Annotated in this window: 31 protein-coding genes; 13 read left to right on the forward strand and 18 right to left on the reverse strand. The window is 66.7% G+C overall.

Annotated features, from left to right (window positions below; genetic code table 11):
• Window position 1: 1 nt before the first annotated feature.
• From ACP7AZ_RS15925 to ACP7AZ_RS15935, 3 genes are all read left to right on the forward strand, one after another.
• Window positions 2–436: a hypothetical protein gene (locus ACP7AZ_RS15925; protein ID WP_426039601.1), complete on the forward strand. Its 435-nt coding sequence runs from the start codon at window positions 2–4 to the stop codon at window positions 434–436.
• 43 nt (window positions 437–479) lie between these two features.
• Complete coding sequence (locus ACP7AZ_RS15930; RefSeq protein WP_426039602.1) at window positions 480–2,150, forward strand: lysine--tRNA ligase; 1,671 nt, start codon at window positions 480–482, stop codon at window positions 2,148–2,150.
• A gap of 115 nt (window positions 2,151–2,265) precedes the next feature.
• Window positions 2,266–2,745, forward strand: coding sequence for an SH3 domain-containing protein (locus ACP7AZ_RS15935; protein ID WP_426039603.1), 480 nt, complete (start codon window positions 2,266–2,268; stop codon window positions 2,743–2,745).
• Window positions 2,746–2,942: 197 nt separating this feature from the next.
• On the opposite strand, the gene ACP7AZ_RS15940 is transcribed toward ACP7AZ_RS15935, so the two are convergent.
• The 5 genes from ACP7AZ_RS15940 to ACP7AZ_RS15960 form a co-directional block, all read right to left on the reverse strand.
• A complete protein-coding gene (locus ACP7AZ_RS15940) occupies window positions 2,943–3,578 on the reverse strand; it encodes a S24 family peptidase (protein ID WP_426039604.1) in 636 nt (211 codons plus the stop codon).
• A gap of 73 nt (window positions 3,579–3,651) precedes the next feature.
• On the reverse strand, window positions 3,652–4,083 hold the full coding sequence (locus tag ACP7AZ_RS15945; protein WP_426039605.1) for a hypothetical protein: 432 nt from the start codon (window positions 4,081–4,083) through the stop codon (window positions 3,652–3,654).
• Between the two features lie 88 nt (window positions 4,084–4,171).
• Window positions 4,172–4,543 carry a hypothetical protein gene (locus ACP7AZ_RS15950; RefSeq protein WP_426039606.1) on the reverse strand — a complete coding sequence of 124 codons (372 nt, stop codon included), beginning with the start codon at window positions 4,541–4,543 and terminating at the stop codon, window positions 4,172–4,174.
• A gap of 163 nt (window positions 4,544–4,706) precedes the next feature.
• The gene (locus ACP7AZ_RS15955; RefSeq protein ID WP_426039607.1) at window positions 4,707–5,105 is read right to left on the reverse strand and encodes a PaaI family thioesterase; all 399 of its coding nucleotides are present in this window, start codon (window positions 5,103–5,105) and stop codon (window positions 4,707–4,709) included.
• The gene (locus ACP7AZ_RS15960; RefSeq protein WP_426039608.1) at window positions 5,102–5,575 is read right to left on the reverse strand and encodes a PaaI family thioesterase; all 474 of its coding nucleotides are present in this window, start codon (window positions 5,573–5,575) and stop codon (window positions 5,102–5,104) included. The genes ACP7AZ_RS15955 and ACP7AZ_RS15960 overlap by 4 nt, the downstream gene beginning before the upstream one ends.
• 62 nt (window positions 5,576–5,637) lie before the next feature.
• On the opposite strand from ACP7AZ_RS15960, the gene ACP7AZ_RS15965 reads away from it, so the two are divergent.
• Window positions 5,638–6,666 carry a ligase-associated DNA damage response exonuclease gene (locus ACP7AZ_RS15965; protein ID WP_426039609.1) on the forward strand — a complete coding sequence of 343 codons (1,029 nt, stop codon included), beginning with the start codon at window positions 5,638–5,640 and terminating at the stop codon, window positions 6,664–6,666.
• Between the two features lie 18 nt (window positions 6,667–6,684).
• Here the strand turns inward: ACP7AZ_RS15965 and ACP7AZ_RS15970 are convergent, their stop codons facing one another.
• The 5 genes from ACP7AZ_RS15970 to ACP7AZ_RS15990 all read right to left on the reverse strand — a co-directional run bounded on the left by ACP7AZ_RS15970 (window position 6,685) and on the right by ACP7AZ_RS15990 (window position 11,475).
• The gene (locus tag ACP7AZ_RS15970; RefSeq protein ID WP_426039610.1) at window positions 6,685–7,287 is read right to left on the reverse strand and encodes a hypothetical protein; all 603 of its coding nucleotides are present in this window, start codon (window positions 7,285–7,287) and stop codon (window positions 6,685–6,687) included.
• A 79-nt stretch (window positions 7,288–7,366) separates the two neighbouring features.
• Window positions 7,367–8,203, reverse strand: coding sequence for a TadG family pilus assembly protein (locus ACP7AZ_RS15975; RefSeq protein ID WP_426039611.1), 837 nt, complete (start codon window positions 8,201–8,203; stop codon window positions 7,367–7,369).
• A 107-nt stretch (window positions 8,204–8,310) separates the two neighbouring features.
• On the reverse strand, window positions 8,311–8,727 hold the full coding sequence (locus ACP7AZ_RS15980) for a TadE/TadG family type IV pilus assembly protein (protein ID WP_426039612.1): 417 nt from the start codon (window positions 8,725–8,727) through the stop codon (window positions 8,311–8,313).
• Between the two features lie 486 nt (window positions 8,728–9,213).
• The gene (locus ACP7AZ_RS15985; protein WP_426039613.1) at window positions 9,214–9,669 is read right to left on the reverse strand and encodes a MarR family winged helix-turn-helix transcriptional regulator; all 456 of its coding nucleotides are present in this window, start codon (window positions 9,667–9,669) and stop codon (window positions 9,214–9,216) included.
• A 180-nt stretch (window positions 9,670–9,849) separates the two neighbouring features.
• Window positions 9,850–11,475, reverse strand: coding sequence for a response regulator (locus ACP7AZ_RS15990; protein ID WP_426039614.1), 1,626 nt, complete (start codon window positions 11,473–11,475; stop codon window positions 9,850–9,852).
• Between the two features lie 200 nt (window positions 11,476–11,675).
• Between ACP7AZ_RS15990 and queC the strand changes: the two genes are divergently transcribed.
• From queC to ACP7AZ_RS16015, 5 genes are all read left to right on the forward strand, one after another.
• A complete protein-coding gene (queC, locus tag ACP7AZ_RS15995) occupies window positions 11,676–12,398 on the forward strand; it encodes a 7-cyano-7-deazaguanine synthase QueC (protein WP_426039615.1) in 723 nt (240 codons plus the stop codon).
• Window positions 12,395–13,030: a 7-carboxy-7-deazaguanine synthase gene (queE, locus tag ACP7AZ_RS16000; protein WP_426039648.1), complete on the forward strand. Its 636-nt coding sequence runs from the start codon at window positions 12,395–12,397 to the stop codon at window positions 13,028–13,030. Before queC ends, queE begins: the two co-directional genes overlap by 4 nt.
• A gap of 119 nt (window positions 13,031–13,149) precedes the next feature.
• Window positions 13,150–13,845 carry a TIGR02594 family protein gene (locus ACP7AZ_RS16005; protein WP_426039616.1) on the forward strand — a complete coding sequence of 232 codons (696 nt, stop codon included), beginning with the start codon at window positions 13,150–13,152 and terminating at the stop codon, window positions 13,843–13,845.
• Window positions 13,842–14,168 carry a hypothetical protein gene (locus tag ACP7AZ_RS16010; protein WP_426039617.1) on the forward strand — a complete coding sequence of 109 codons (327 nt, stop codon included), beginning with the start codon at window positions 13,842–13,844 and terminating at the stop codon, window positions 14,166–14,168. The genes ACP7AZ_RS16005 and ACP7AZ_RS16010 overlap by 4 nt, the downstream gene beginning before the upstream one ends.
• Complete coding sequence (locus ACP7AZ_RS16015; RefSeq protein ID WP_426039618.1) at window positions 14,165–14,803, forward strand: hypothetical protein; 639 nt, start codon at window positions 14,165–14,167, stop codon at window positions 14,801–14,803. Before ACP7AZ_RS16010 ends, ACP7AZ_RS16015 begins: the two co-directional genes overlap by 4 nt.
• A gap of 37 nt (window positions 14,804–14,840) precedes the next feature.
• Here the strand turns inward: ACP7AZ_RS16015 and ACP7AZ_RS16020 are convergent, their stop codons facing one another.
• From ACP7AZ_RS16020 to ACP7AZ_RS16030, 3 genes are all read right to left on the reverse strand, one after another.
• Window positions 14,841–15,113, reverse strand: a complete 273-nt coding sequence (locus ACP7AZ_RS16020; protein WP_426039619.1) for a hypothetical protein — start codon at window positions 15,111–15,113, stop codon at window positions 14,841–14,843.
• 96 nt (window positions 15,114–15,209) lie between these two features.
• On the reverse strand, window positions 15,210–16,295 hold the full coding sequence (aroC, locus tag ACP7AZ_RS16025; RefSeq protein ID WP_426039620.1) for a chorismate synthase: 1,086 nt from the start codon (window positions 16,293–16,295) through the stop codon (window positions 15,210–15,212).
• 12 nt (window positions 16,296–16,307) lie between these two features.
• Window positions 16,308–17,027, reverse strand: coding sequence for a DnaJ C-terminal domain-containing protein (locus tag ACP7AZ_RS16030; RefSeq protein ID WP_426039621.1), 720 nt, complete (start codon window positions 17,025–17,027; stop codon window positions 16,308–16,310).
• Between the two features lie 76 nt (window positions 17,028–17,103).
• On the opposite strand from ACP7AZ_RS16030, the gene pdxH reads away from it, so the two are divergent.
• Complete coding sequence (pdxH, locus tag ACP7AZ_RS16035) at window positions 17,104–17,778, forward strand: pyridoxamine 5'-phosphate oxidase (RefSeq protein WP_426039622.1); 675 nt, start codon at window positions 17,104–17,106, stop codon at window positions 17,776–17,778.
• A 3-nt stretch (window positions 17,779–17,781) separates the two neighbouring features.
• Here the strand turns inward: pdxH and ACP7AZ_RS16040 are convergent, their stop codons facing one another.
• From ACP7AZ_RS16040 to ACP7AZ_RS16050, 3 genes are read right to left on the reverse strand one after another with little or no spacing between them, the layout of a single operon-like run.
• Window positions 17,782–18,429 carry a TetR/AcrR family transcriptional regulator C-terminal domain-containing protein gene (locus ACP7AZ_RS16040; protein ID WP_426039623.1) on the reverse strand — a complete coding sequence of 216 codons (648 nt, stop codon included), beginning with the start codon at window positions 18,427–18,429 and terminating at the stop codon, window positions 17,782–17,784.
• 56 nt (window positions 18,430–18,485) lie between these two features.
• A complete protein-coding gene (udk, locus tag ACP7AZ_RS16045) occupies window positions 18,486–19,139 on the reverse strand; it encodes a uridine kinase (RefSeq protein ID WP_426039624.1) in 654 nt (217 codons plus the stop codon).
• A 27-nt stretch (window positions 19,140–19,166) separates the two neighbouring features.
• The gene (locus ACP7AZ_RS16050) at window positions 19,167–19,766 is read right to left on the reverse strand and encodes a hypothetical protein (protein ID WP_426039625.1); all 600 of its coding nucleotides are present in this window, start codon (window positions 19,764–19,766) and stop codon (window positions 19,167–19,169) included.
• Between the two features lie 189 nt (window positions 19,767–19,955).
• On the opposite strand from ACP7AZ_RS16050, the gene ACP7AZ_RS16055 reads away from it, so the two are divergent.
• Window positions 19,956–21,602, forward strand: a complete 1,647-nt coding sequence (locus ACP7AZ_RS16055) for a long-chain-fatty-acid--CoA ligase (protein ID WP_426039626.1) — start codon at window positions 19,956–19,958, stop codon at window positions 21,600–21,602.
• A 3-nt stretch (window positions 21,603–21,605) separates the two neighbouring features.
• Window positions 21,606–22,277 carry a hypothetical protein gene (locus tag ACP7AZ_RS16060; RefSeq protein WP_426039627.1) on the forward strand — a complete coding sequence of 224 codons (672 nt, stop codon included), beginning with the start codon at window positions 21,606–21,608 and terminating at the stop codon, window positions 22,275–22,277.
• On the opposite strand, the gene ACP7AZ_RS16065 is transcribed toward ACP7AZ_RS16060, so the two are convergent.
• Window positions 22,262–23,164 (reverse strand): MBL fold metallo-hydrolase, encoded by a 903-nt coding sequence (locus ACP7AZ_RS16065; RefSeq protein ID WP_426039628.1) that lies wholly within the window; start codon window positions 23,162–23,164, stop codon window positions 22,262–22,264. The two genes, ACP7AZ_RS16060 and ACP7AZ_RS16065, sit on opposite strands and share 16 nt — an antisense overlap.
• Before the next feature lie 69 nt (window positions 23,165–23,233).
• On the opposite strand from ACP7AZ_RS16065, the gene ACP7AZ_RS16070 reads away from it, so the two are divergent.
• Window positions 23,234–23,383 carry a hypothetical protein gene (locus ACP7AZ_RS16070; protein ID WP_303696988.1) on the forward strand — a complete coding sequence of 50 codons (150 nt, stop codon included), beginning with the start codon at window positions 23,234–23,236 and terminating at the stop codon, window positions 23,381–23,383.
• Window positions 23,384–23,409: 26 nt separating this feature from the next.
• Here the strand turns inward: ACP7AZ_RS16070 and ACP7AZ_RS16075 are convergent, their stop codons facing one another.
• Window positions 23,410–23,814 (reverse strand): TIGR01244 family sulfur transferase, encoded by a 405-nt coding sequence (locus ACP7AZ_RS16075; RefSeq protein WP_426039629.1) that lies wholly within the window; start codon window positions 23,812–23,814, stop codon window positions 23,410–23,412.
• Between the last annotated feature and the right edge of the window lie 139 nt (window positions 23,815–23,953).

Below are 23,953 nucleotides of genomic sequence, written 5' to 3' on the forward strand. Positions count from 1 at the left end.
CATGACCAATACGCATCGCGCCCGCCGCCTGTCCGCCGCCCTCCTGATGTCCAGCGCCGTCGCCCTGGTGGTGTTCGGACAGCCGGCGCAGGCCATGCCCCAGCAGCGCGAGTACGACGCCTTCTTCTCGTCTCGCTACAACTACTGCGACGCCAGGCTGGTGGGCGCCCTCTACGGCCAGGACGCTGTCGGCGGCAAGGTCATCATCGGCCAGAAGATTCTCAACGGCATCGGCACGAACGTGCCGGTCGTGCTGCGCGAAAGCCGCAACGACGGCAATGTCTGCGAATGGGAAGACACGGGCCTGTCCTATTCGGACGCCCAGGTGCTGGCGCGCACCTGGGGGTTTTCGGACCCCTATGAGGCCAAGCTGAAGGCCGCCGACCTGTTCACCAACGGCCGCGAACAACAGGTCCGCAACGGTCTGGGCTACTGACCCGACGTTGACGATGGGGGCGTGAGCGGCCAAACCCCCGCCCATGCTGCAGAACCTTGAATCCCTTGCCCGCGAAGCCCGGTCCTGGCCGTTCGAACAGGCCCGCGCCCTGCTCGACCATGTGCTGAAGAAGCGCCTGTCCGACAGCGAGCGGGATGCGGCGAAACGGCTGATCGACGCCGGCAAGGCGGACGAGGCCGTGGCGACGTTCGAGGCGCTGGTGAAGCCCGTGGTGCTGGAGACGGGCTATGGTCCGTCCGGCTTGCCGCACATGGGCACGTTCGGCGAGGTGGCGCGCACGACGATGGTGCGGAACGCGTTCAGGGCGCTGACCGGGGATCATTGGACCACGCGGCTGATCGCGTTCAGCGACGACATGGACGGGCTGCGGAAGGTTCCGGAAGGCGTGCCCAATCCGGAGATGCTGCGCGAGGACCTCAATCTGTCGCTGACGCGGGTGCGCGATCCGTTCGGGACACACGACAGTTTCGGCGCTCACAACAACGCACGTCTGCGGGCCTTCCTCGACGGGTTCGGCTTCGACTACGAGTTCATGTCCTCGACCGAGACCTACAAGAGCGGTCGGTTCGACGAGACTTTGCTGCGGCTGCTGGAGCGGTTCGACGCGGTGCAGGCGATCATGCTGCCGACCCTGGGCCCGGAACGGCGCGAGACCTATTCGCCCTTCCTGCCGGTCAGCCCGATCACCGGCCATGTGCTGCAGGTGCCGACGCTGGAGCGGAACGTCGAAAACGGGACTATCGTCTTCGACGACCCGGCGGGCGGGCGCACCGAGCTGCCGGTCACGGGCGGTCATGTGAAGCTGCAGTGGAAGCCGGACTGGGCCATGCGCTGGACCGCGCTGGACGTCGACTACGAGATGTCGGGCAAGGACCTGATCGAAAGCGTGCGCGAGTCGTCCAAGGTCTGTCGCGCCCTGGGCGGGGTTCCGCCGGAGGGGTTCAACTACGAGCTCTTCCTCGACGTCGAAGGCAAGAAGATCTCCAAGTCCAAGGGTAACGGCCTGACCATGGACCAGTGGCTGCGCTACGGCACGCCCGAGAGCCTGTCGTGGTACATGTTCCAGTCGCCGAAATCAGCCAAGTCGTTGCATTTCAACGTGATCCCCCGCGCGATCGACGACTATCTGGGCGCCATCGACCTCTACGGGACGCAGGAGCCGGCCAAGCAGATCGACAACGCCGTGTGGGCGATCCATGCGGGCGCGCCGCCGAAGGTCGCCTCGCCGGTGTCGTTCGCCCTGCTGCTGAACCTCGTCGGCGTGGCCAATGCGTCGTCCAAGGCGCAGCTGTGGGCCTATTTCGCGAAATATCTGCCGGACGCGACGCCGGAAAACGAGCCCGTGCTGGACGGGCTGATGGACCGGGCGCTCAACTACTATGAGGACTTCGTGAAGCCCACGAAGTCGTACCGGCGGCCCGACGACAAGGAAAAGGCGGCGCTGCTGGACCTGGCCGGGCGGCTGAAGGGTCTGCCCGCCGATACGACCGACGGCGAGCTGATCCAGGGCGAGGTCTATGCCGTGGGCAAGGCGCACGCGTTCGAACCCCTGCGGGGCTGGTTTGGTGCGCTGTACGAGGTGCTACTTGGCGCATCGCAGGGGCCGCGCTTCGGCTCGTTCGCGGCGATCTACGGCCTGCCGCAGACGATCCGGCTGATCGAGGCCGGGGCCAATGGGGAACTGGCAGGATAGGTCCTCCCCTTGGGAGGGACTGGATGAACCGAAAATAACGGTGAAGCTCCGGGAGCCTTCATGTGGGGTCAGGCATTCTGCTTCCATCGACCAACCTCGATGAATGGAGAGAGCCATGTCGAAGATCCTCAATACCGGCCTGATGACCGCCGCCGCCCTGGCCGCGCTCGTTTCCGCCGCCCCTATGGCCGCCCAGGCCCAGCAGTCCAACGGCGTGACCAGCTGTGACGCCCCCGGCGGTCGCCAACAGGTCGGCGCCGTGATCGGCGGCGTCCTCGGCGCCCTGGCCGGCAGCCGTATTTCCACCAACGAGCGGACCCTCGGGGCCGTGGCCGGCGCTGGCGCCGGCGCCGCGGCCGGTTCCTACATCGGCTGCAACCAGCAACGCGCCCGCGCCAACAGCCAGGGCAGCTCCAGCGGCGCCCAGTACCGCGCCTCGTCCAACCTGCGCATTCGCTCGGGTCCGGGCACCAGCTATCGCCAAGCCGGCTCTCTGTCGGCGGGCCAGCCCTTCACGGCCGTCGGGTCGCAGGGTGAGTGGGTGCAGATCGCCGGTGGCGGCTGGGTAAACGCGAACTACGTCCAGCCTTACTGAGGGCTGACGCGCCAACAGCGTGAATGAAGTGAGGGCCGTCCCGAAAGGGGCGGCCCTTTCTTTCGTCATCCTCCGGCAAGACGCGCAGCGCCGCAGGCGATCTGTTCAGGGCCAACCGTGCCCGCGACGGGGTCACGCTCGCCCACGTCCTGGTTCGCCGGTCGCCCGGCGGCGGAGGATGACGAAAGAGGCGTGATCTACTGACTGACCCAGAGGATCCGTGCGATCCAGTCGATCTCCGTGCGTGGGATGAGGCGGGGTTCGTAGGCAGGGTTGATCGAGGCCAGGGTGACCGATCTGGCCGTCAGCGAGGTGACCTCCTTGGCCATGGTCTCGCCGGTCGTGGTGCGCACCACGACCCGGTCGCCCTTGCGGACATCGGTTCGATCCCGGTCGACCAGAACCCGGTCGCCCTGGCGATAAAGCGGGGCCATGGAGTCGCCGGAGATCTGCAGGCTGAACAGCGACGGGCGGGGCAGGGGCAGGTCGGTCTGGTCCCACCCTTCGCCGGTCGGCAGGCCTGCGTCGTCGAAGAACCCGTCCGCCCCCGCCTGGGCCATGCCGAGCAGGGGAATGGTCGGCGCGCGCCGATCATCGCCCTCGGCGAGTTCGGCGAACTCCGCCAGCGACATCCCGACGACGTCCAGAACCTTGGTCAGGCTCTCGGTCGAAGGCCAGCGAGGGCGGCTCGGCTGGCCCGGTCCGAAGCGTTTGGAGGGGTTGAAGGAGGTCGCGTCCAGGCCCGCGCGCCGGGCGAGGGCGGAGACGGAGATGCCCGCGCGTTGCGCGAGCATGTCGAGCGTGGCCCAGAGTCGGGCATGGGAAAGGGGCATGGGGTCCGCCGTATGATTCGGCGGACAGGATAGCTAGGAATATCGACCTATTCCAGCCCTCTATTCCAGCCCTCTAGTCGAGCCCTGCCGCGCGGCGCTCCTGCCAGGCCCAGAAGGTGCCCAGCCCGATGGCGATAAGGATGCCGTAACCGGCCAGATTAAGGATCGTATAGAAGGCCGACATGCCGGGCCGCAGGTCAAACAGGGTGACGATGTGGCTCATGACGATGATGAGTTGTAGTGAGGCCGCCCAGATCGGCCAGTTGCGATGGAACTTCCATGCGAGCCCACCAAGAACGAGCAGCATGACGACATCCAAGGCGAACATTCCCGGCTGCCAGTTGGAGTACAAGCCCTGGTCGTCCTGGAGCAGCAGTCCGGCCATCCAGCCCAGCAGATAGGCCCCCATGGCCAGTCGCTCGGGCTCATCGCCCTTGGTGAATGCGAAGATGCCGACCAGCACCATCGGCAGCAGGCCGATCTGGGAATAAAGGGTGTCTAACATGGAATCGCCCCCGCGTCGAAGGACGCGGGGGCGATCATGCTTCAAGTCTGGCTAGGCGAAAACCGGAGTCCTCGACATTAATCCGAATTCACGCGACGCGGACGGGCCTGGTGCGGAGCTGTTGTTCCACCTGCGGGGGAGGGGGCAACTGGTCGCCCCAGTCGTCATCGGGCTTGTCCATCGGGCCGACGTTGTAGACGCCATAGCCCATGCGACGGTGATCCTTGGCGAGTTCGGCGTGGCAGGCCACGACGGCGTCGCGAGCAGCGGACAGGGCGGCGATGGCCTCGATGGCCTTGGCTTGCGACACGGCGCCGGCGACCGGCGAAGCCTTGAGCAGGGTCCGGGCGCCGATCATGGACTGAACGAGCGTGGTGGCCGAGGTAATCGCGGCGTCAACCGCGCATTCCGTAGCGTAGAGATCTCCAGCAATGCTGGCGACGACTTCAGTCCGATCCATGTTAGCCCCTTCCAAAAAGTTACAATGGTAAAGGTAGCGTTAACACGCTTGGGGCGAGATTGGTAGGAGTTCCTTAACCATCTGTGAGGGTGGTCGCGATCAGGCGCCTCAGGCCGAAGATCATGCCGGGACCTGTGCGCGTCGGATCGGCAGGGCTTCTCAATTATGAATCGTGTTCGTCCATCGAGAAGTGCGCTGTCAGGCTGGCGATCGGCTGGGCCGGGTCTTCCTGCCAGGCCTCGGCCAGAACGTGGGCCACGCGGCGGCCGGCGCGGGAGATGCGGGCGCGGGCATGGACATCCCTGGGTTTTCCCGACCGGAGATAGGCGGTCGTCACCGTGATCGGCCGGGGCAGGCGCAGTCGCGGCCAGACCAGGGCGACCTGGGCCACTGCGGTCAGTTCCAGCAGGGCCGCGGTAGACCCCCCGTGCAGGGCGGGAAGCATCGGATTGCCGACCAGATGATCCGCGAACGGCATGGTCACGGTCAGGACGTCGCCTTCCTGCTCGCTGCGCAGGCCCAGGAACCGGGCGTAGGGGATGGTGTCGAGCAGCAAGGTCATGCGCGCTCCTCCCGCGGCCTGAGATTGGCGCCGGCGCCGCGTCCTCCGTCGGAGGAGATGACATAGGTGGCCTGGGCCGCCGCCACCGGGTCGGCGGGATCATCCTCGAACGCCCAGGCCCGGACGAAGCCGATGGTTCGGGTGGCGCGATAGCAGCGCGCCTCGGACAGCAGGTCGACGCGCGGCCGGGCGGGCCGCATGTAGTCGATGCGCAGGTCCAGGGTCGCAATGGGCTCGTAGCGCCCCAGTTTGGTCCAGACGGCGAGGCCGCCGACGTGGTCGAGCATGGCGGTGACCAGGCCGCCGGCGAACACATCGGTCTGCGGATCCCCGACCAGATCGGGCCGCCAAGGGGTGCGCAGCCGCACCCGGTCTCCGTTCACGCCCTCGTAGACGAAGCCCAGGGCGTGGGTGTGGGCGGCGCCCGAGGCCAGCTGCGGCATCAGGGTGGTCAGGAACGTATCGCTCATGAGATCGTCCTTATCGGGCGGGCGCCTATTCGCAAGTCCCGACGCAGCCCCATATCCCGACCATGATCCGTCCCGAAGACCTGTTGAGGCCCACACCGGCCGGCCTGTATTGCCCGCCGGGAGATTTCTACATCGATCCGGTCCGTCCGGTGGACAGGGCGGTGGTGACCCATGGCCACTCCGACCACGCGCGGTCGGGGCACGGCGCGGTGCTGGCGACGGACCAGACCCTGGCCATCATGGCGGAACGCTATGGCGAGGATTTCACCGGGCGACGTCAGGCCGTGGCCTATGGCGAGACGGCCTCGCACAGCGGTGTCGAGGTGAAGCTGGTCCCGGCGGGCCATGTGCTGGGCTCGGCCCAGGCAGTGGTGACCTATCAGGGTCTGACCATGGTGGTGTCTGGCGACTACAAGCGCCGTCGCGATCCGACCTGCGCGCCGTTCGAGCCGGTCCCGTGCCATGTCTTCATCTCCGAGGCGACGTTCGGCCTGCCGGTCTTCACCCATCCGCCTGACGCCGAAGAGATCGGGCGGCTGGTCCAGTCCCTGGGCCAGTTCCCGGAGCGGGCGCATCTGGTCGGGGCCTATGCGCTCGGCAAGGCGCAGAGGGTGATCAAGCTGCTGCGTGAGGCGGGGTGGGAGCGACCCATCTATGTCCACGGCGCGCTGGAGCGGCTGAACCGGCTGTACGAACGCGAAGGCGTTGACCTGGGGCCGATCCTGCCGGCGACCGGGCTCAAGGCGGGGGCGCTGGGCGGGGAGGTGGCCATCGCCCCGCCGTCGGCCATCCAGGATCGCTGGTCGCGCCGGTTCGCCGATCCAGTGACGGCCTTCGCCTCGGGCTGGATGCTGGTCAAGGCGCGGGCGCGGCAGCGCGGCGTGGAGCTGCCGCTGGTGATCTCGGACCATGCCGACTGGCCGGAGCTGATCGCGACCTTCGAGGAGATCAGGCCAGAGGAAATCTGGATCACCCACGGGCGAGAGGAAGGACTGCTGCGCTGGGCCGAGATCAACGGGATGAAGGCGCGGGCGCTGCGGCTGGTGGGCTATGACGAGGAAGACGAGGAGCTTCTGGCGGAGCAGGTCTGAAGCGTTTCATTCGTAGGCTCAGCCGACAAGCACCGGCCGTGGATTGCCGCAGGTCGCGCCGTGGACCCGGACATCCGCCTCGCCGAACTTCAGGCCGAGGATGTCGAGGATCGGATTGATCGCGGCGTCCAGCACGGGGCCAAGCGGGGTCAGAAGGACACTGAAGGCCTGAACCAGCCCGCCCAGTCCGAGGCCGAGACCGGTGACTTGCACGTCCGCCTGCATGTGCCGCAGCAGGCTGACGACGACACCGTTGACGAGACCGCGCGCCTGAACCGACCGCAGCTTCTGAGAGGTGATGTCTGCGTCCGAGAACCGGACCTTGGTGAAGGTCTGATCGGCGGCCTCGATCTCGGCCTTGGCGGTGACGCTCACCATGCCCAGAACGGACAGGACGGTCGCCGGCGTGACGGTCAGCGGCTGTTTGAAATCGCGCAGCCTGCTCTCGTCGATGACGCCAATGCTGGCCTTGGCCAGACCGGGCCGGACCCCAACGGTCACCGACCTGTCGGGTGCGCAGCTGATCGCGTCGAGCCGCGCTTCGGACGCCGCCAGTTCGATCAAAATGGGCAGGTTGACCTGCGCCAGGCCGGACAACTTCTGGGCTGTCCGGGCCTTCACATACAGACGCGCCTGGGCGGTTCGAATGATCGGGCCATTCGTGTCGCTGACTGTCAGCCACGGTGATTTATTGGGTCGCTCACCGATGGCCAGCGACACGGCGAGCGAGGACAGGCCGGGCTGAACGCCGAGGTTCAGCGCGACCTGACGATCTCCCCCCCCCGACCTCGATCATCGCCGTCGCCAGATCCAGCGCGGACACCGTCGCGTCGAGGCCGCTGGCCAATCCGTCTTTCGCATCCGCATCGATGCCGATCAGGTCCCCGAGACGCAGTTGCACGCCGGTGGCGGCCGTTGAGAGTTTCGACAGGGCGCTGTCACCCTCAGTCCCGGCAAGACGCTCCAGCACTTTCAGGGCCCGTCCGGCATCGACGGTGCGGGTGAGCAAACTGTCGTAGTCGCCGGCTGTAACGCCGAGTTCGGTCGCCAGAGCGTCGCTGCAGGTCAACAGGTTCACCTTTGCGTCGGCGAGCGCGCGATAGTCCATCACGCTCAAAGACACTGAACTTCCGGTCAGCCCGCTCAGGACCTGATTGGCAATGCCGCCATCCAGGCTGGCCATCCGCGACCCGAGCGAGAACATGGCTCGGGGTTGCTGCTCCACTACGGCGATGGCGAAGCGGGTGAGCATCATGGATCGTTTGCCGGTTATGATCGCGCCGAAATAGACCGGCGTCGCCCGTCGCAAGGTCACGCGGACCGCGTTCGCGCCGACCGTGCCAGGTGTGAAACGCGCACCCGGCGCCAGCGCCGCATCGGCGACATAGATGCCCAGTTCGATGCCGGTCTCCACCGCAACGCCCGGCTCATTCGCGGCAGCGTTGACCTCCGCAAGAGCCAGTGCGTTGTCGAGGTCGGCGGCGGCCACCATGGCCGCGACATCGGCAGCCCCTTGAAGTCTCCGCGCGTCGAGCATGAAGGACCCCCCGTCAATCGCCAAAGCTGCCGACAGGCATACGAGCGTAATCAAAAGCCCGCTCATCATCCCCACGGACCCGCCGTCGTCGCCTGGAGTTCTGCGAGTCACGGCCGTCCCGAGACGACTGTGGCGGTTCGTTCGATGACTGCCGGGGGGGAGGGAACAAGCTGGCTCAGAGCCCGGATTGGATGATCGATAGTGTCGAACTGAATGACCACCCGGGTCTCTGTCTCCGAAACATCGACACGCTGGACCATATGCGCGCCGTCAAGGCCAGCGGACGACTTGTTTGCGTCCAGGTAGGCTATCGCAAGGCTGCGTCGTTCGGCGACGTCCACCCCGCCGATGGAGGCTTTTGCCGCTTCAGTGGCCAGGGCCTGGACCGAGTGGGCCAGCGAGAACCAGCTGCCGTAGACGAGTATGCCGCACGCCATCATCAGGAACACCGGGGCGACGAATGCGAACTCGACGGCGGCGCTGCCTTCGCGGGCGAATGGAGGGCTACTGGGGACAACGTTCACGGCCGGGATGACCGGCGTCGCGGCGTGGGCGTCGGATTTCGAACATCGAACGCCGAGACCTGCCGCAGGTCGGCGGCCAATGGTGATGAGCCGGGTTCGTGAACGATGTCTCCGGCGCTCAGACAAGCGTCCCGCGCCATCAGGACTACGGCCCATTCCTCGGGGGAGAAGTCGTTCAGATGCGCTGGCTGCAGCCTCTCGGGCCTCGAAGCCATACGGTCCAGCTCCCGCAGTTCAGGCGTAAAGTCGTCAGCGTTAAGGTAGAACACCATTTCAGAACCTTACTCGCCAAGTGGAAAATTCCATGAGGCATCGCAAGATATAGGGGTTTGGCATTCATCTTAAGTAAAACAACGTCGGCACGTATAATCGTATTCGACAGAACGATAGATTTGAGAATCAATTGGATAGATTTAATATTTGTCGGACACAATCATGTCGACTCACTATCTATTCATAGTGAGCTAATTTTAATAGAATGTTGCGTTAGGGAAATGACACGTGAGATTGTTTCAGGGCCAAGAGCTGTGTCTTGAGATATTCGTGCTGTCCGCCCGCCAGAAGGCAGTAGTCTGTTTCGTTCATCACATCAGCGACGATTTGATCGATCAGGGTTCGCCCGAACATTGTCAAAGTGATCATGTTTACACGGCGATCTGTCGGATGAGCGATGCGCACAACGATGCCGGACTTCTCCGAAGCATCGACCAGCTTGGTGATGACGGAGGGTGAGATGCTGGCCAGCCGCGACAGGTCGATCCGTGAGAGGCCGCTTCTGCCAGCATCGGAAATGAAGCGCAGTCCGAAGTAGCCAATCCCGTTGCCGTCGGCACATCGCAATCGACGGTCCAGGGCCTTGGTCAAGACGTCGGCGGCGACTACGATCTCTCGCATCGTCGAAAGAATGTCTTCCGCAGTTGGATTGTCGGCGACGCATCCCATCGTTCTGGTGCTTTCGACAGGACCGGGGCAGTCCAGCGCTGAACCGAAAGATGCAGGCGTTGAATGGCAGTCTGTCGCCCCCCAATAGAGCCTGCAACCGTTAATGGAGTGTGTCGGCTGCTCGACTTATGCGCCGTCTGCATCCCGGTCTGGCCTTGCCGGGTTCAATAGGGACGGCCCTCAGGCCGCGCGGCCCTTGCGGGCTGGCGTGGCGGCGACCTCGACCTCAGCGGGTTCCGACAGGGCGGCGTTCATGGCCATGCGCAGGCGTTCCGGCTTGATCGGCTTCTCGACCACGGCGGCCATGCCGATCGAGAGATAGTGTTTGGCGTCGTCCGGGTCGGCGTTGGCGGTCAGGGCGACGATGGGGATGTCGCGCTCCGGGCCGGGCAGGGCGCGGATGGCCTTGGTCGCCTGGACGCCGTCCATGCGCGGCATCTTGATGTCCATCAGGATCAGGTCGAACGGTCGGGCCTGGACGGCCTCGAGCGCCTCGACGCCGTCCTCGGCGGTTTCGGACGAGCAGCCGAACATCTCGCACAGGGCCTGGGCGACCACGCGGTTGGTGGCGTTGTCGTCGACGATCAGGATGTGCGGATTGGACTGCAGTTCCAGGTCGGCGAGAGCCGAGACATTGGTGGCTTCATTCTCCACCGGGGCCGACAGTGGCGCGAAGACGTCGAAGGCGAAGGTGGCGCCGCGACCGGCGTTGTTCTCGGCCCAGATGCGGCCGTCCATTCGGTCGACGATCTGGCGGCAGATCGACAGGCCGAGGCCCGCGCCGTCGGGGCCGGAGCCGTGTACGAAGGGTTCGAAGATGGCGTCGACACGGTCGGCGTCGACGCCGGGACCGTCGTCGCGGACGCGGGCCTCCATGCGGACCTGGCCGTTCTCGGACCACGCCTTGAGGCTGGCCTCGACCACCCCGTTGCGGGCGAACTTCAGGGCGTTGCCGATGAGATTGTTGAACACCTGTTTCAGGCGCACGCCGTCGATGTCGGCACAGAGTTCTGTGTCGCCCTCATAGCCGACCATCAGGCGGACGGCGTCCTGGGACGCGCGCGGGGCCCACATCTGTTCGATGTCGTCCACCAGGGCGCGCAGCGGGGTCGGAACAGGGTTCATCTCCAGCTCGCCGGCCTCGGCACGCGAGAGGTCCAGCGCGTCCTGAAGGATGCGCAGAAGCGTCTCGGAGGAATCGACGATCGTCTGGACGTGGGCCTGGGCCGCCGCATTGAGCGGCTGGCGACGCAAAAGTTCGGCGACCGCGAGGACGCCGTTCATAGGCGTGCGCAATTCGTGGCTCATGATGGCCAGGAACTGGCTCTTGGCGCGGGCCGAGGCGAGGGCCTGGGTACGGCTGTCGGTCAGGGCGCGGGACTGTTCCGCCAGTTCGGCATTCTGGCTGCGCTGTTGCGCGTTGACGGCCTGAAGCAGTGAGACAGCCGTGCCCACGCCGCGGTAGCGACCGCCGCGCGTGACAATAAACCCGCGCATCAGGGCGCCCTGGCCGCTCTTGATCAGGATGTCGCAGAAGGCGTCGATGCGGACACCGGCGTCGACGACGGCCGGCTCCGGATCCATGGCATGGGAGACGGGGCGATTGGCGTAGAGGGCGTGGCCAAAGGGACCGGCGATCTTGAGGAGGAAGGCGTTGCGTTCGATCAGACCGACCGGGCGGTCGTTCTCGACGACGGGGATGACGAGCGTGTCCGGCTCGCGCTGGAAGCGTGCAAAGATCTCGGCTGCCAAGGTCGTCGGCAGCACGGGCTCGGCGCGTTCCGTCAGAACTTCGATCGTCGGCATACTGGCCGAAACTCCCTGATACCGGTGGACAATGCGGGATAACCGTTTGCAAAAGGGTTAAGTCCAAAAACAGTCCGTTTTCGCCAGTTATGCGGTAGTGCTTTTGCCGGATCGCCCGGTTGCGTGTAGAAGGCGGTCAACCCTTCCATTCCTGCCCACCAACTGATGCGCGCGGCCTTTGGGCCGACCGCAGGCCCGTCATGACCGAAGCCCAAATCACCGACACCGCCCACGACGCCCTGGTACTGTTCTCGGGCGGGCAGGACAGCGCCACCTGTCTGGCCTGGGCGCTGGAACGCTACGAGCGGGTCGAGACGGTCGGCTTCGACTATGGCCAGCGGCACGCGGTCGAGATGGCCGCGCGGCTGAAGGTGCGCGAGGGCATGATGGAGGTCCTGCCCAGGTTCGCGGACCGGCTGGGGCCGGACCATGTCGTCGACCTGACCGGCTTCGGCGCCATCGGCGAGACGGCCATGACCACGGATCGCGCCATCGAGATCGGCGCGCGGGGCCTGCCAAACACCTTCGTGCCGGGGCGCAATCTGGTGTTCCTGACCTGCGCCGCTGCGCTGGCGGACCGGCGCGGGCTGGCAGTTCTGGTGGGCGGCATGTGCGAGACGGACTTCTCAGGCTATCCCGACTGTCGACGCGACACGATCAACGCCATGGAGCGGGCGCTGACCCTGGGCCTCGACAAGCCGTCGCCGATCGAGACGCCGCTGATGGATCTGACCAAGGCCCAGACCTGGGAACTGGCGCACGGGATCGGCGGCCACGCCCTGATCGATTTGATCGTGGAAGAGTCCCACACCTGCTATCGCGGCGACCGCACCCACCGGCACGACTGGGGCTACGGCTGCGGCGACTGCCCAGCCTGCGCGCTGCGCGCCGCCGGCTGGCGCGAGTGGCTGGCCTCGCGATGACCTATTCGGTCAAGGAGACCTTCCTGACGGTGCAGGGGGAGGGCGGTCAGGCGGGGCGGCCGGCGGTCTTCCTGCGCTTCGCGGGCTGTAATCTGTGGAGCGGACGCGAGCAGGACCGGGCCACAGCCGTCTGCACCTTCTGCGACACCGAGTTCGTCGGCACGGACGGCGACGGGGGCGGCAAGTTCAGAACGGCGCTGGCGCTGGCGGATCATGTCGCGTCGATGTGGATCGGCCGCGAGGGTGATCCGAAACTGGTCGTCTGCACGGGCGGAGAGCCGCTGCTGCAACTGGACTCGCCCCTGATCGCCGCCCTGCACGCGCGCGGCTTCGATATCGCGGTGGAGACCAACGGCACCCTGCCTGCGCCCTACGGCATCGACTGGATCTGCGTCAGTCCCAAGGCCGCCGCGCCCGTGGTCCAGACCTCGGGCCAGGAGCTGAAACTGGTCTATCCGCAGGCGCTCGCCATGCCAGAGCGGTTTGACGAGCTGGAGTTCGAACGCTTCTGGCTTCAGCCCATGGACGGACCGGATCAGGCGGCCAATACGGTGGCGGCCCTGGACTATTGCCTGCGCCACCCGAAATGGCGGCTCAGCGTCCAGACGCACAAATACATCGGGGTGCGCTAGGACGAATCGGGCCTCCAGGGGGCTCCGGGCCTTTCATCGCTGAAGGCTTCACGCATAACGGCGGTTTTTGTGGATTGACACCACGTGGAGTTGTCCTTCAGATGGTCTGGGGGGCAATGATGAAAATCCTGGAAGTCCAAACCGCGTTGGCGAACCTTGGCTACCGGCCAGGCCCTCTGGATGGAGTCTGGGGCCGACAGACTGCGGCGGCGGTCAAAGAGTTTCAGACCAGGCACGGCTTGACGCCGGATGGCGTGCTGGGTCCGATCACGATCGCAGCGCTGCTTCCCAGCGCTGTTCCGGGCAAGGACCTGGAGCAGGACGGTCTGGTCTGGTTCAAGGAGGCGCGCCGGCTGATCGGAACGAAGGAGAAGCCGGGTACAGGCTCCAATCCGACTATTCTGGACTGGGCCCAGAACATCGACGTTCACTACCCCGGCGACGACATACCGTGGTGCGGCCTGTTCGTCGCTCATTGCATAACATCGACGCTGGATCGCGAGCCGACGCCGACAAATGTTCTGTCCGCCCGAGCCTGGCAGAGCTTTGGTATCAAGACCGGCCCCACGGCCGGTGCGGTAATGGTCTTCTGGCGGAAGTCCCGGTCGAGCGGACTGGGACATGTTGGCTTCTACGCCGGCGAAGACGGGGACGCCTACCGTATCCTGGGTGGAAACCAGAGTGACTGCGTCTCTCTGGCCTGGGTGGGCAAGGACCGATTTGTCGGCGCACGATGGCCGGCGACCATTCCGCCGCCTGTTCCCAAAGCGGTCCGGGTATCGAGAACCGACAGCCTATCGTGGAATGAAGCGTGACCGATCCGTCGCCGTCCCTCTCCGCATCGGAGCCCATGACGCTCACATTCAAGCAACGCGTGGCGATCGTTAACCTGCTGGACAAGCAGAACAAGCTCGAGCGGAGCTTCTACCTTTACCTAACGGTCGTTTCAGCCGCCGCTCTGGTCGGGCTGGCTATCTACTGGACGGTTACGGAAGAGCTCAGCGTGACTAATTTCCTCCTTCTGATGACGCCGACCGGGGTTATCTCGGTGACCCAGGCCCGTGTTCTGCAGCTCTGGTACGCCAGCCGTGACATTCTTCTGGGCATCGTAAAGCCTCATGCAAGAGCGTCCGAATGACCGATCAGCCTCCGTTGACTCCGGCGCAGATTGCGACCCTGACAAGCCGGTCCCGCTGGATCGGCGTCGCGTTTCTGCTCGGCGGCCTGGCTATTCTGGGAGGCTTCGCAGTCAGTCTGATCAGTCTGAGCCAGGCTCGTGATCGCCTGCAAGCCGAGGTTACCCGACTGGATCATGAAATCGCTGCACGACGCCGGGATATGACGCAGGTCGAGAGCCTTGAGCGGACCGTTCGCGAGGCACGGTCGAGCCTCGACGGCGGCGAGACTGCCCAGGCTTCTGAAATCCTGGGACAGGCGGCTATTGAGACGCCTGCGGCAGCGCCGCCCTCGGCCGCACCTGATCGCGTTTCGCCCGGCCGAATTTACTTTCAGATCCGCGCTGAAGGCCAGGTAGCCATGTATCGCGCGTGTTCGGGATCTCTGCGTTCAATGGGTTACGACGTGCCCCCCTACGAACTGCTGGGTCGTGGGCCAGGTCGAACGGAACTTAGATATTTCCGCCCGGAGGACGCGGTTGGCGCGGGCTCGTTAAAAACCGTGCTGGAAGGCTGTCTCGGCGAAGATGTGTCCGCCGTCGAGGTCCCGATCCGCGGCGTGTCCCCGCAGCAGTTCGAAGTCTGGCTCGCCGAATGATGTCCTGCCGGCTGCGACCCTCCGCACCGGTCAGCCGTCAGCAGCGCTGGCCGTTGGCGCGGCGCTGTTCGCAGCGGCGCTGCTCACGCTCGTAGTCGCGCTGTTCGCGCTCGCGGCGAGCGCGGGTTTCCTCGTCCGAGGTGGTAACGGCGTCGACGCCGGCGCCGACGACCGCGCCCGTGGCCCGGGCCGTTCCGCCGACGATGGCGCCGGCCGTGCCGACTACGGCGCCGACCAGACAGCCCTGCAGCATCAGCGAACCGGCCAGGACGGCGGCGAGGGCGGCAGTGCGGGACAGCATCTGGATCATGGCGCGCATCTAGCCCGAACAGGGTGAACGGAAGATGACCCTCTTTGGCGGCCCGCTCTTGCGGAAAACAGCACCACCATCTTCCGGATCAGGCCGTTAGCCGACCTGGGCGCGGTGCCTCAGCATGGCGTCAGCCAGGACGCATGCGGCCATGGCCTCGACCACCGGAACGCCGCGCAGGGCGACGCAGGGGTCGTGGCGGCCTTTGGTGCGGACATCGGTCTCGAGCCCGTCGCGGGTCACCGTCTGGCGGGGCGTGAGGATGGAGGAGGTCGGCTTGAAGGCCACGCGGGCGGTCAGGGGCTGTCCCGTCGAGATGCCGCCCAGCACGCCGCCCGCGTTGTTCGAACCGAAGACGATCTGGCCGTCCTCCCCCAGTCGCATCTGGTCGGCATTGTCCTCGCCCGACAGCTCGGCTGAGCCGAAGCCCGCGCCGATCTCGACACCCTTGACCGCATTGATCGACATCATGGCGGCGGCCAGTTCGGCGTCGAGCTTGCCATAGAGGGGCGCGCCCCAACCGGCAGGAACGCCCGTGACCTCGAGCGCCACGACGGCCCCGATGGAGGAGCCCGCCTTGCGCACCCCGTCGAGGTAGGCTTCCCACTCAGGCACGGCCTCGGCCGAGGCGGCGAAAAGGGGATTGTCGTAAACGGCCGAGAAATCGACCGCTTCGGGCGCGATCCTGTGAGGACCCAACTGAACGACCCCGGCGCGGACAACGATGCCGTCGCCCAGCACCCGACGCGCCACGGCCCCGGCGGCGACGCGGCTGGCGGTCTCGCGCGCGGAGGAGCGACCGCCACCGCGATGGTCGCGGACGCCGTATTTGGTCTGGTAGGTCAGGTCGGCATGGCCGGGGCGATAGGCCCGGGCGATCTCGCCGTAGTCCCTGGAGCGGGCGTCGACGTTGTCGATGTGGATGGCGATGGGGGCGCCGGTGGTCACCTGACCCGCGCCGTCATCGAAGACGCCGGACAGGATGCGGGCGACGTCGGTCTCCTGGCGCTGGGTGACGAAGCGGCTGCCGCCGGGCTTGCGCCGGTCCAGCCAGGGTTGGAGGTCCGTCTCTGTGAGCGGAATCAACGGCGGACATCCGTCCACGACGCAGCCGATCGCCGGCCCGTGGCTCTCGCCCCAGGTCGTCACGCGGAAGAGGTGGCCGAAGGTGTTGTGAGACATCGCGGCTCCCGCTTAGGCCGCCAGGCGGTCCGGCGTCCAGACGCGGGTGAATCGGGCCAGCAGGTCCTCGGCGGCCGAGGGGGCGTCCTCGGACGGCTTCAGCGACACGAACAGATGCCCCTCCGGCCGCGCGCCGCGCGCCGGCAGGCCGAGACCGCGCAGCCGCAGACGGACCGGATCGGTCAGGCCGGGCGCGACCCAGGCGCCGCGAACCCCGGCATGGGTCTCGATCTCGACACGGCCGCCGTCGGCCAGCAGCCGCTCGGGCACGGGCCAGCTCATGTAGAGGTCGTCGCCCATGGCGGCGAGACCGTCGGCTGCGCGGATCAGCACCGGCAGATAGAGGTCGGAGCCGTCCGGCGCCGCAGCCCTCAGTCGCAGATGTTCGCCGGTCCGCATTCCGGCGGGGGCATGAACGCGCAGCTGTCTGTCGCCGAGGCGCAGCATCGTGCGGGCGCCTGCGAGGGCCTGCAGCGGGGTCAGGCCCACGACCGGAAGCGCGACGGGGCGCTGGACGGGCGCAGCGAGGGCGGCGCGGGCGGGGCCCACGGACTGGATCAGGCGATAGGCGGCGATGACCCGGCGGAAGCGGTCGGCGTCGCCGCCGGGCTGGTCGGGTCTGGCGCTCTTGACCGCGAGGCGGAAGGCGCGCGTCACGGCGGCCTGCTCGGCCGGACCGTGCAGGCCCAGGACGGCGAAGGCTTCGTTCAGACTGGGGCCGGGCGCGATCATCCGCTCTATAGGCCGTCGCCATGGTCAATGCCGGGTTAACCGTGCAGGTCGGCCCAAGCCTTGCTATAGGCGCGGCATGACCAACGACGCCATACCGCCCAGCCCGACGCGCGAAGAGTACGCCCGCGACTATGCCGCCGCCCTGGCCGCCAACGGCGACGAGATGGTCTTCGAGCGTGAGGAGCCGATCGGCCTGTTCATAGAATGGCTGACCGATGCCAGGGGGCATGAGCCTAACGACGCCAACGCCATGGCCCTGTCGACGGTCGATGCCGACGGCGCGCCGGACAGCCGGATGGTATTGCTGAAGGACGTCGATGGGCGCGGCCTTACCTTCTATTCGAACCGGCAAAGCGCCAAGGGTGTCGAGTTGGACGCCAGGCCACGCGCGGCCCTGTTGTTCCATTGGAAGTCGCTGCGCCGTCAGGTGCGGGTGCGAGGGGCGGTGGAGCCGGTCAGCACCGAAGAGGCTGACGCCTATTTTGCCAGCCGGGCGCGGGAGAGCCGCATCGGGGCCTGGGCCTCGGACCAGTCCCGGCCGCTGGCGAGTCGCGCCGACCTAGAGGCGGCGGTGGCGCGCGAGACGGAGCGGTTCGAGGGTCAGGACGTGCCTCGCCCCGAACGCTGGACCGGCTGGCGGGTGCTCCCGGAGACGGTGGAGTTCTGGCGCGACAGGCCGTTCCGCCTGCATGACCGGCTGCTGTTCACGCGTGACGGCGACGGCTGGGCGCGGAAGCGGCTTCAGCCCTGACGTCTAGACGCCGTAGCGGGCGAGGAAGGTTTCGACCGCGTCCTCGGCGATCGATTGCGGGCTGCGCGCGGCCTGGACGTCGTCCCCGGTGACGAGGGGCACGAAGAAGACCGGGTGCTCGATCATCCCCATGAGCTGACCGGCGGACCAGGAGGCCTTTTCGAAGCGCAGGTCGCCGCTCGCGGCCAGGGCGGTCAGCGCCTCCATCAGCGGCAACCCGAAGTCGTGACGGCCGCGCTCGAAGAAGCCCATGGCCACGTCGCGGAAGCGCGGGCGCTCGGCCATCACCAGCCGGAACACCGACCGTACGAACGGATCGCCCATGAAGCCGGCATAGGCGAGGGCGAACCGGGTCAGCCGGGTCCGCGCGTCGCCCTCGTCACAGCGAACGCTCTTCATCTGTTCGGAGAAGTCGTCCGACGCACTGGAGATCACCGCCGCGAACAGATCGGCCTTGGACGGGAAGTAGCCATATAGCGTCGCCGTCGAAACGGAGGTCGCCCGGGCGATCGGCTCGATCCGCGTCGCCGCATAGCCCTCCGACATGAAATGGCGTCGCGCCTCCCGGACGATATTGTCTCGCCTCGGGTCGGTTTTCGGGCCCGGCAGCGCACTCGCGCCGCCCCGTTCGAATTCTGCATGTGATTGCATAAGGCCGTTAGCGATAGCGGATATGCTGCGGCCGGGGACGATCGGCGAGGATATCGTCAGGTTTCGACAGGTTTCAGACGCGCCAGCAGCGGATGGGCCAGAACTGGCGCCGCCAGCCGGATAACGGCCTGCGGATCGTCAAGGCGAACGGCCGCCGTCGCGTCGGCGATGATGAAGTCCGCGCGGGTCCGCGAGGGCTCGGTCAGCCGTTCATGCCCGGGTCGCACCGTCTTCAGATACTGGTCGATCACCGACTGCGCCGTGCGCCCGCGTTCGGCCTGGTCGCGCAGCAGGCGGCGAATGAAACGGATGTCGGCGGGAGTGTCGACGAAGACCCGAATGTCGAACAGGTCCGCCAGCGCCGGGGTGCAAAGAACATGAGTCCCTTCCACGATCACGACGGCCGCGGCCGGGATCGCCTCGCCGTCGGGCTCGCGGCCGTGGTGGATGAAGGAATAGACCGGGGCCGTGACCGGCTTGCCCGCCTTCAGCCGGGTGAGGTCGTCGATCAGCAGGTCGTGATCGCGCGCTGCGACGTCGTCGAAGTCGAAGGTCGCGGCGTCGAAGCCGGGCAGGGACGCGGCGTCGCGATAGTAGGAGTCCTCGCGCATAAGGGCGGCGACGCCCGGCGGCAGCGACGTCAGCAGGGCCTCGGCCAGAGTGGACTTGCCCGAGCCGGAGCCGCCGGTGATCGCGATCAGAATGGTCATGGCGGGCCTTCTAGAGGCCCGCGAGACCTAGCGGAAGAAGCAGGTCAGTCCGGCATACATGCTGGTGACCGGGCTGTCCGCGGCGGTCGAGGCGAAGAAGCCGCTGATGTCGCCCGCCGAGAACTCGGCTCCGAGCGTCGAATCCTCTTGCATCTCCACGGTGCGGTTGGCGCTGAGAGCCGCGCGGCTCATGCCGACCTCGACGCCGTCGACCGTGCTGAGGCCCTCCTGGTCCAGGGTCCAGCCGGCGAACTTGCTGTCCTGGAAGGCCAGTTGCAGGCCGTTGGCGAACCGGGCGAACTGGACCGGGCCGGCGCCGCATTCGCTGTTGGTGATGACCTCTGGCGCCGCACCGCCGACCGATGCGGCGACAGCGGCGATCACCGTGGCCTGGGGCGTCTCGAAGGGCAGGGCGCGCGCGGCGCCCGCGGCGTCGAAGATGCGCAGGCCTTCGCCCTCGATGGCCAGTCCGCCAATCGACTGGGCCGGAAGCGCCGGGCCTTCCGCGCGCACAGGGTCGGCCGGGGTCGGGGCCGCGGCGGCAGGGGCCTGGGATCGGTCGCACGCGGCGACGGCCACCAAGGCGGCGAGAGCGAGAGCGAGGGCGGTGCGAGGGGCGATACGCATGACCGGGCATCCTTACGGTGTTTCAGGGGCGGGAACAGACGGCAAAAGTCGGGCGGGTGCAACGGCAAAGCCTGGACGGGTGTTCGTAGCCCGGGCTCAGGGTGACCTAGCGTCACGTTGCTTATCGCCGGTCACCTCGGCTAGCGTGATGGCAAGCTCCGCATCCAGCCGGAGCAATGAGGGAATGCGATGCTCGGTTTGATGCAGGACTGGCCGCTGACGGTCGACCGTATCCTGGACCATGCCAAGAACTGGCATGGCCATCGTGAAGTGGTGACCCGTTCGGTCGAGGGACCGATCGTCCGCACGACCTATGCCGAGATCCACAGCCGGGCCCGCAAGGTGTCCAACGTGCTCAAGGACTGGGGCGTGAAGCCGGGCGACCGGATCGCCACCCTGGCCTGGAACACCGGCAAGCATATGGAGGTCTGGTACGGCATCATGGGCATGGGCGCCGTGTGCCACACCCTGAACCCGCGCCTGTTCCCCGAACAGCTGATCTACATCATCAACCACGCCGAAGACCGGATCATCTTCGTCGACCTGACCTTCGTGCCGCTGCTGGAAGCGGTGCTGCCGCACTGCCCGAGCGTCGAGCGGGTCGTGGTCATGACCGACGAATGGCACATGCCGGCAACCAAACTGCCGAAGGCCGAATGCTACGAGCAACTGCTGTCGGGCGTCTCCGATGAGTGCGTCTGGGGCGGGTTCGACGAACTGACAGCCTGCGGTCTCTGCTACACCTCGGGCACCACGGGGAACCCCAAGGGCGTCCTGTATTCGCACCGGTCCAACTTCATCCACACCCTGATGGGGATGCAGACCACGGTCCTCGGCGCGACGCCGAAAGAAGTGATCCTGCCGGTCGTGCCGATGTTCCACGCCAACGCCTGGGGCATCGCCTTCGCCGGTCCTGCCTCGGGCGCGCGCCTGATCATGCCGGGCGCGCGGATGGACGGCGCGGCCATCTATGAGCTGATCGAGACTGAACAGGTCACCTTCTCGGCCGCCGTCCCGACCGTCTGGCAGGGCCTGTTGACCCACCTGCGCGAGAACAATCTGAAGATCCCATCGGTCAAGAAGGTGCTGATCGGCGGCTCGGCCGTGCCGGAGAGCCTGATCCGGGCCTTCCACGACGAGTTCGACGTCGATGTGGTCCAGGGCTGGGGCATGACCGAGACCTCTCCCATCGGCACCCTGTCGAACCTGACGCCCGAGCTTGAGGCCCTGCCCTACGACGAGAGCATGAAGTGGCGCGTCAAACAGGGTATTCCGCCCCTGGGTGTCGAGTTGAAGCTGAAGAACTATGCCGGTCAGGTGATGCCGCACGACGGTACAACCTTCGGCCGCCTGATGATAAAGGGCCCGACCATCGCCAAGGGCTATTTCAAGGACGAGGGCGGCGACATCCTCGACCACGAGGGCTTCTTCGACACCGGCGACGTTTCGACCGTCGACGAGCACGGCTTCATGCAGATCACCGACCGGGCCAAGGACGTGATCAAGTCGGGCGGCGAGTGGATCTCCTCGATCGAGATCGAGAACATCGCCGTCGGCCACCCCAAGGTCGAACTGGCCGCCGTCATCGGCGCGGCCCACCCCAAATGGGACGAACGGCCCGTTCTGGTCATCAAGCTGAAGCCTGGCGAGGCCCAGGACAAGCAGGAGCATCTCGACTTCCTGGTCGGCAAGATCGCCAAATGGTGGATGCCGGACGACGTGGTCTTCGTGGACGACATCCCGCTGGGCGCGACGGGCAAGATCGACAAGAAGACCCTGCGAGAGCAGCTGAAAGACTATCGGCTGCCCACCGCCGTCGCGCCCGAGCGAGGCTGAGCCATGGCCAGAGGCCCGCGACCGCGATTGAAGGGCGGCATGGCCAAGGTGCGGGTCGCCATGGGGCTGGCCGTGCTGGCTCCGCTGATCACGTTCATCGCGCTTCTGCTGACGCGCAATGGCATCGTCTCACTGGACTTCGGTCTGGACCTGCTGGCGATCCAGGTCGCCCAGATCGTGTCATGGGCGGCGCTGGCGTTCGCCATCCTGTCGCTGGTGCTGTCCCTGCCGCAGTTCCGCAGGCTGGGTCTGATCAGCGTCGCCATCGTGATCGTCTGCGCCGTCGTCTCGGCCGCCTTCTTCGTCCAGTCCCGAGCCATCGCGCTTGCGGGGCCGCTCGACGTCTCCACCGACCTGACCGAGCCCCCGGCGGTGGCGGGCGTGACCGGATCGCCCCAGGCCTGTCCGGGAACAATGGCGGTCATGACCCAGGTCGCGCCGGAACGGGCCACCGATGCGCTTCAGACCGCAGGCTTCTCGGTCACCGAATCCCAGCTGTTCCGCTCACGCGGGGTTCGCGACGGCTTCTGGTTCGGCATGGGGCACGAGGCGGTCATCCGCATCCGGCCGGATCGCACCGACGTCCGGGTCGTGGCGCGCTATGCCCACACCGACGGCGGCGCAACCTGCCGGATCGCATCCACGCTGATCGCCGCGCTTCAGGCTGCGCCGTAGGTCGAGCCGAGCCCCGGGGCCTCGTCGACGGTCAGCCGGCCTTCGTCGACCAGTTTGATCAGGTGGGCCAGCACGGACAGGCTCGCCGCCGGCCACAGCCGCTGATCGACGGCGGCGTAAAGGGTCGGCACCATTGCCGCGATCGTCCGGTCTCCCGCGCGCGCGCGGGTCAGGATCTGGGCCTCGCGCTCCAGCCGGTGCGCCCGATAGGCGGCGAGGAAGGGCGCGACGTCGGTGACGGGCGCCCCATGCGTCGGCCACAGGGTCGAAAACCCCGCCGCGATCACGGCGTCCAGGCTGCGCATATAGGCCGACATGTTGCCGTCCGGCGGCGCGATCACAGTCGTTGACCAGCCCATGACGTGATCGCCGCAGAACAGGGCGTTCTCCTCCTCCAGCACGAAGGCCATGTGGTTGGAGGCGTGCCCCGGCGTCGCCAGGGCCGCCATCGTCCAGCCGTCGCCCGCGATCCTTTCGCCGCCTGACAGGATCGTGTCGGGCGCGAACACCTCATCCTCCTCCTCGTCCAGCGTCCCTGACGCATGGGTCTGGCGGGCCGGAGGGCGCATGGCCAGCACCGGCGCCCCGACCCGATCGGCGAACGGCCGGGCGAGGGGAGAGTGGTCGCGGTGGGTGTGGGTCACCAGCACATGGCTGACGGTCCGGCCTTCGACCGCGGCCAGCAAGGCCCCCCGGTGCGAGTCGTCGATCGGTCCCGGATCGATCACAGCGACCGACGCGCCGTCCTCCGGCCGCCCGACGATGTAGGTTCCTGTCCCCGTGAAGGTGAACGGCCCCGGGTTGTCGCAGATCACGCGCTGGATCAGCGGCGAGACCTGATCGCGCCGTCCGTAGGCGAAGTCGAACGCGCGCACGAACGGGATCACGACGGGGTCTCCGAAAACCGGCGCAGACCTTGCCTTAACGAGAGGTAAATCCCTCCCGGAGCGTCCCCAGTGACCCGCAGCATCGTCTTCACTGTCTCAAATCGGCTCCAGCCCATCGCGGCGGCGATCCTGTGTCTCATGACGGCGCAACTTGTACTCGCGTCCTGCGGCGATCCTGAACCGATTCCCTACGCGACCCGGGTGGCGATCCAGCGCTAAAGAGGCCAGCGCTAGGGGGCCCGAGCCTAGAGCGGCAGCCGGCTGAGGTCGTAGCCGGCGTTCGCGGCGGCCTCCCGCAACGCGTCCGGCCCGGCCCGATCCAGCGCCCGCATCGCCAGCGCCCAGGTCACCGTCGAGCGCGTGCCCGATCGACAATACATCAAGACGGGTTCGCCGGCCTCCAGCGCAGCGGCCATGGCGCGGACTGCGTCCGGCCCCGGCATGCCCGCCACGGGCGCGTGGACATAGTCCAGCCCCGCCGCCCGGACCGCGCCTTCCATCTCGGCGGAGGACGGCTGACCCGCCTCCTCGCCGTCCGGACGGTTGTTGATGACCAGACGCACCCCCATCGCCTGGACCTCGGCCAAATCCTCAAAGGCGATCTGCGGGGCGGCCCAGATGCCCGGGGCTAGAGGGCGGGGTGAGAACATGATGGGGGCCTTTCGGTTCGGTGACCTGAAGGCGAAGTCGGGACGGAGTTAACGTGTCCTGAATGCGACACTGATGGGGCTGAAACATTACACAGAGGTAATAGCGGTGGCGCTTCAAAGTTCATCGGGCCTATCGTCG

The organism is Brevundimonas sp. DC300-4 (assembly GCF_049897365.1).
GTDB lineage: Bacteria > Pseudomonadota > Alphaproteobacteria > Caulobacterales > Caulobacteraceae > Brevundimonas.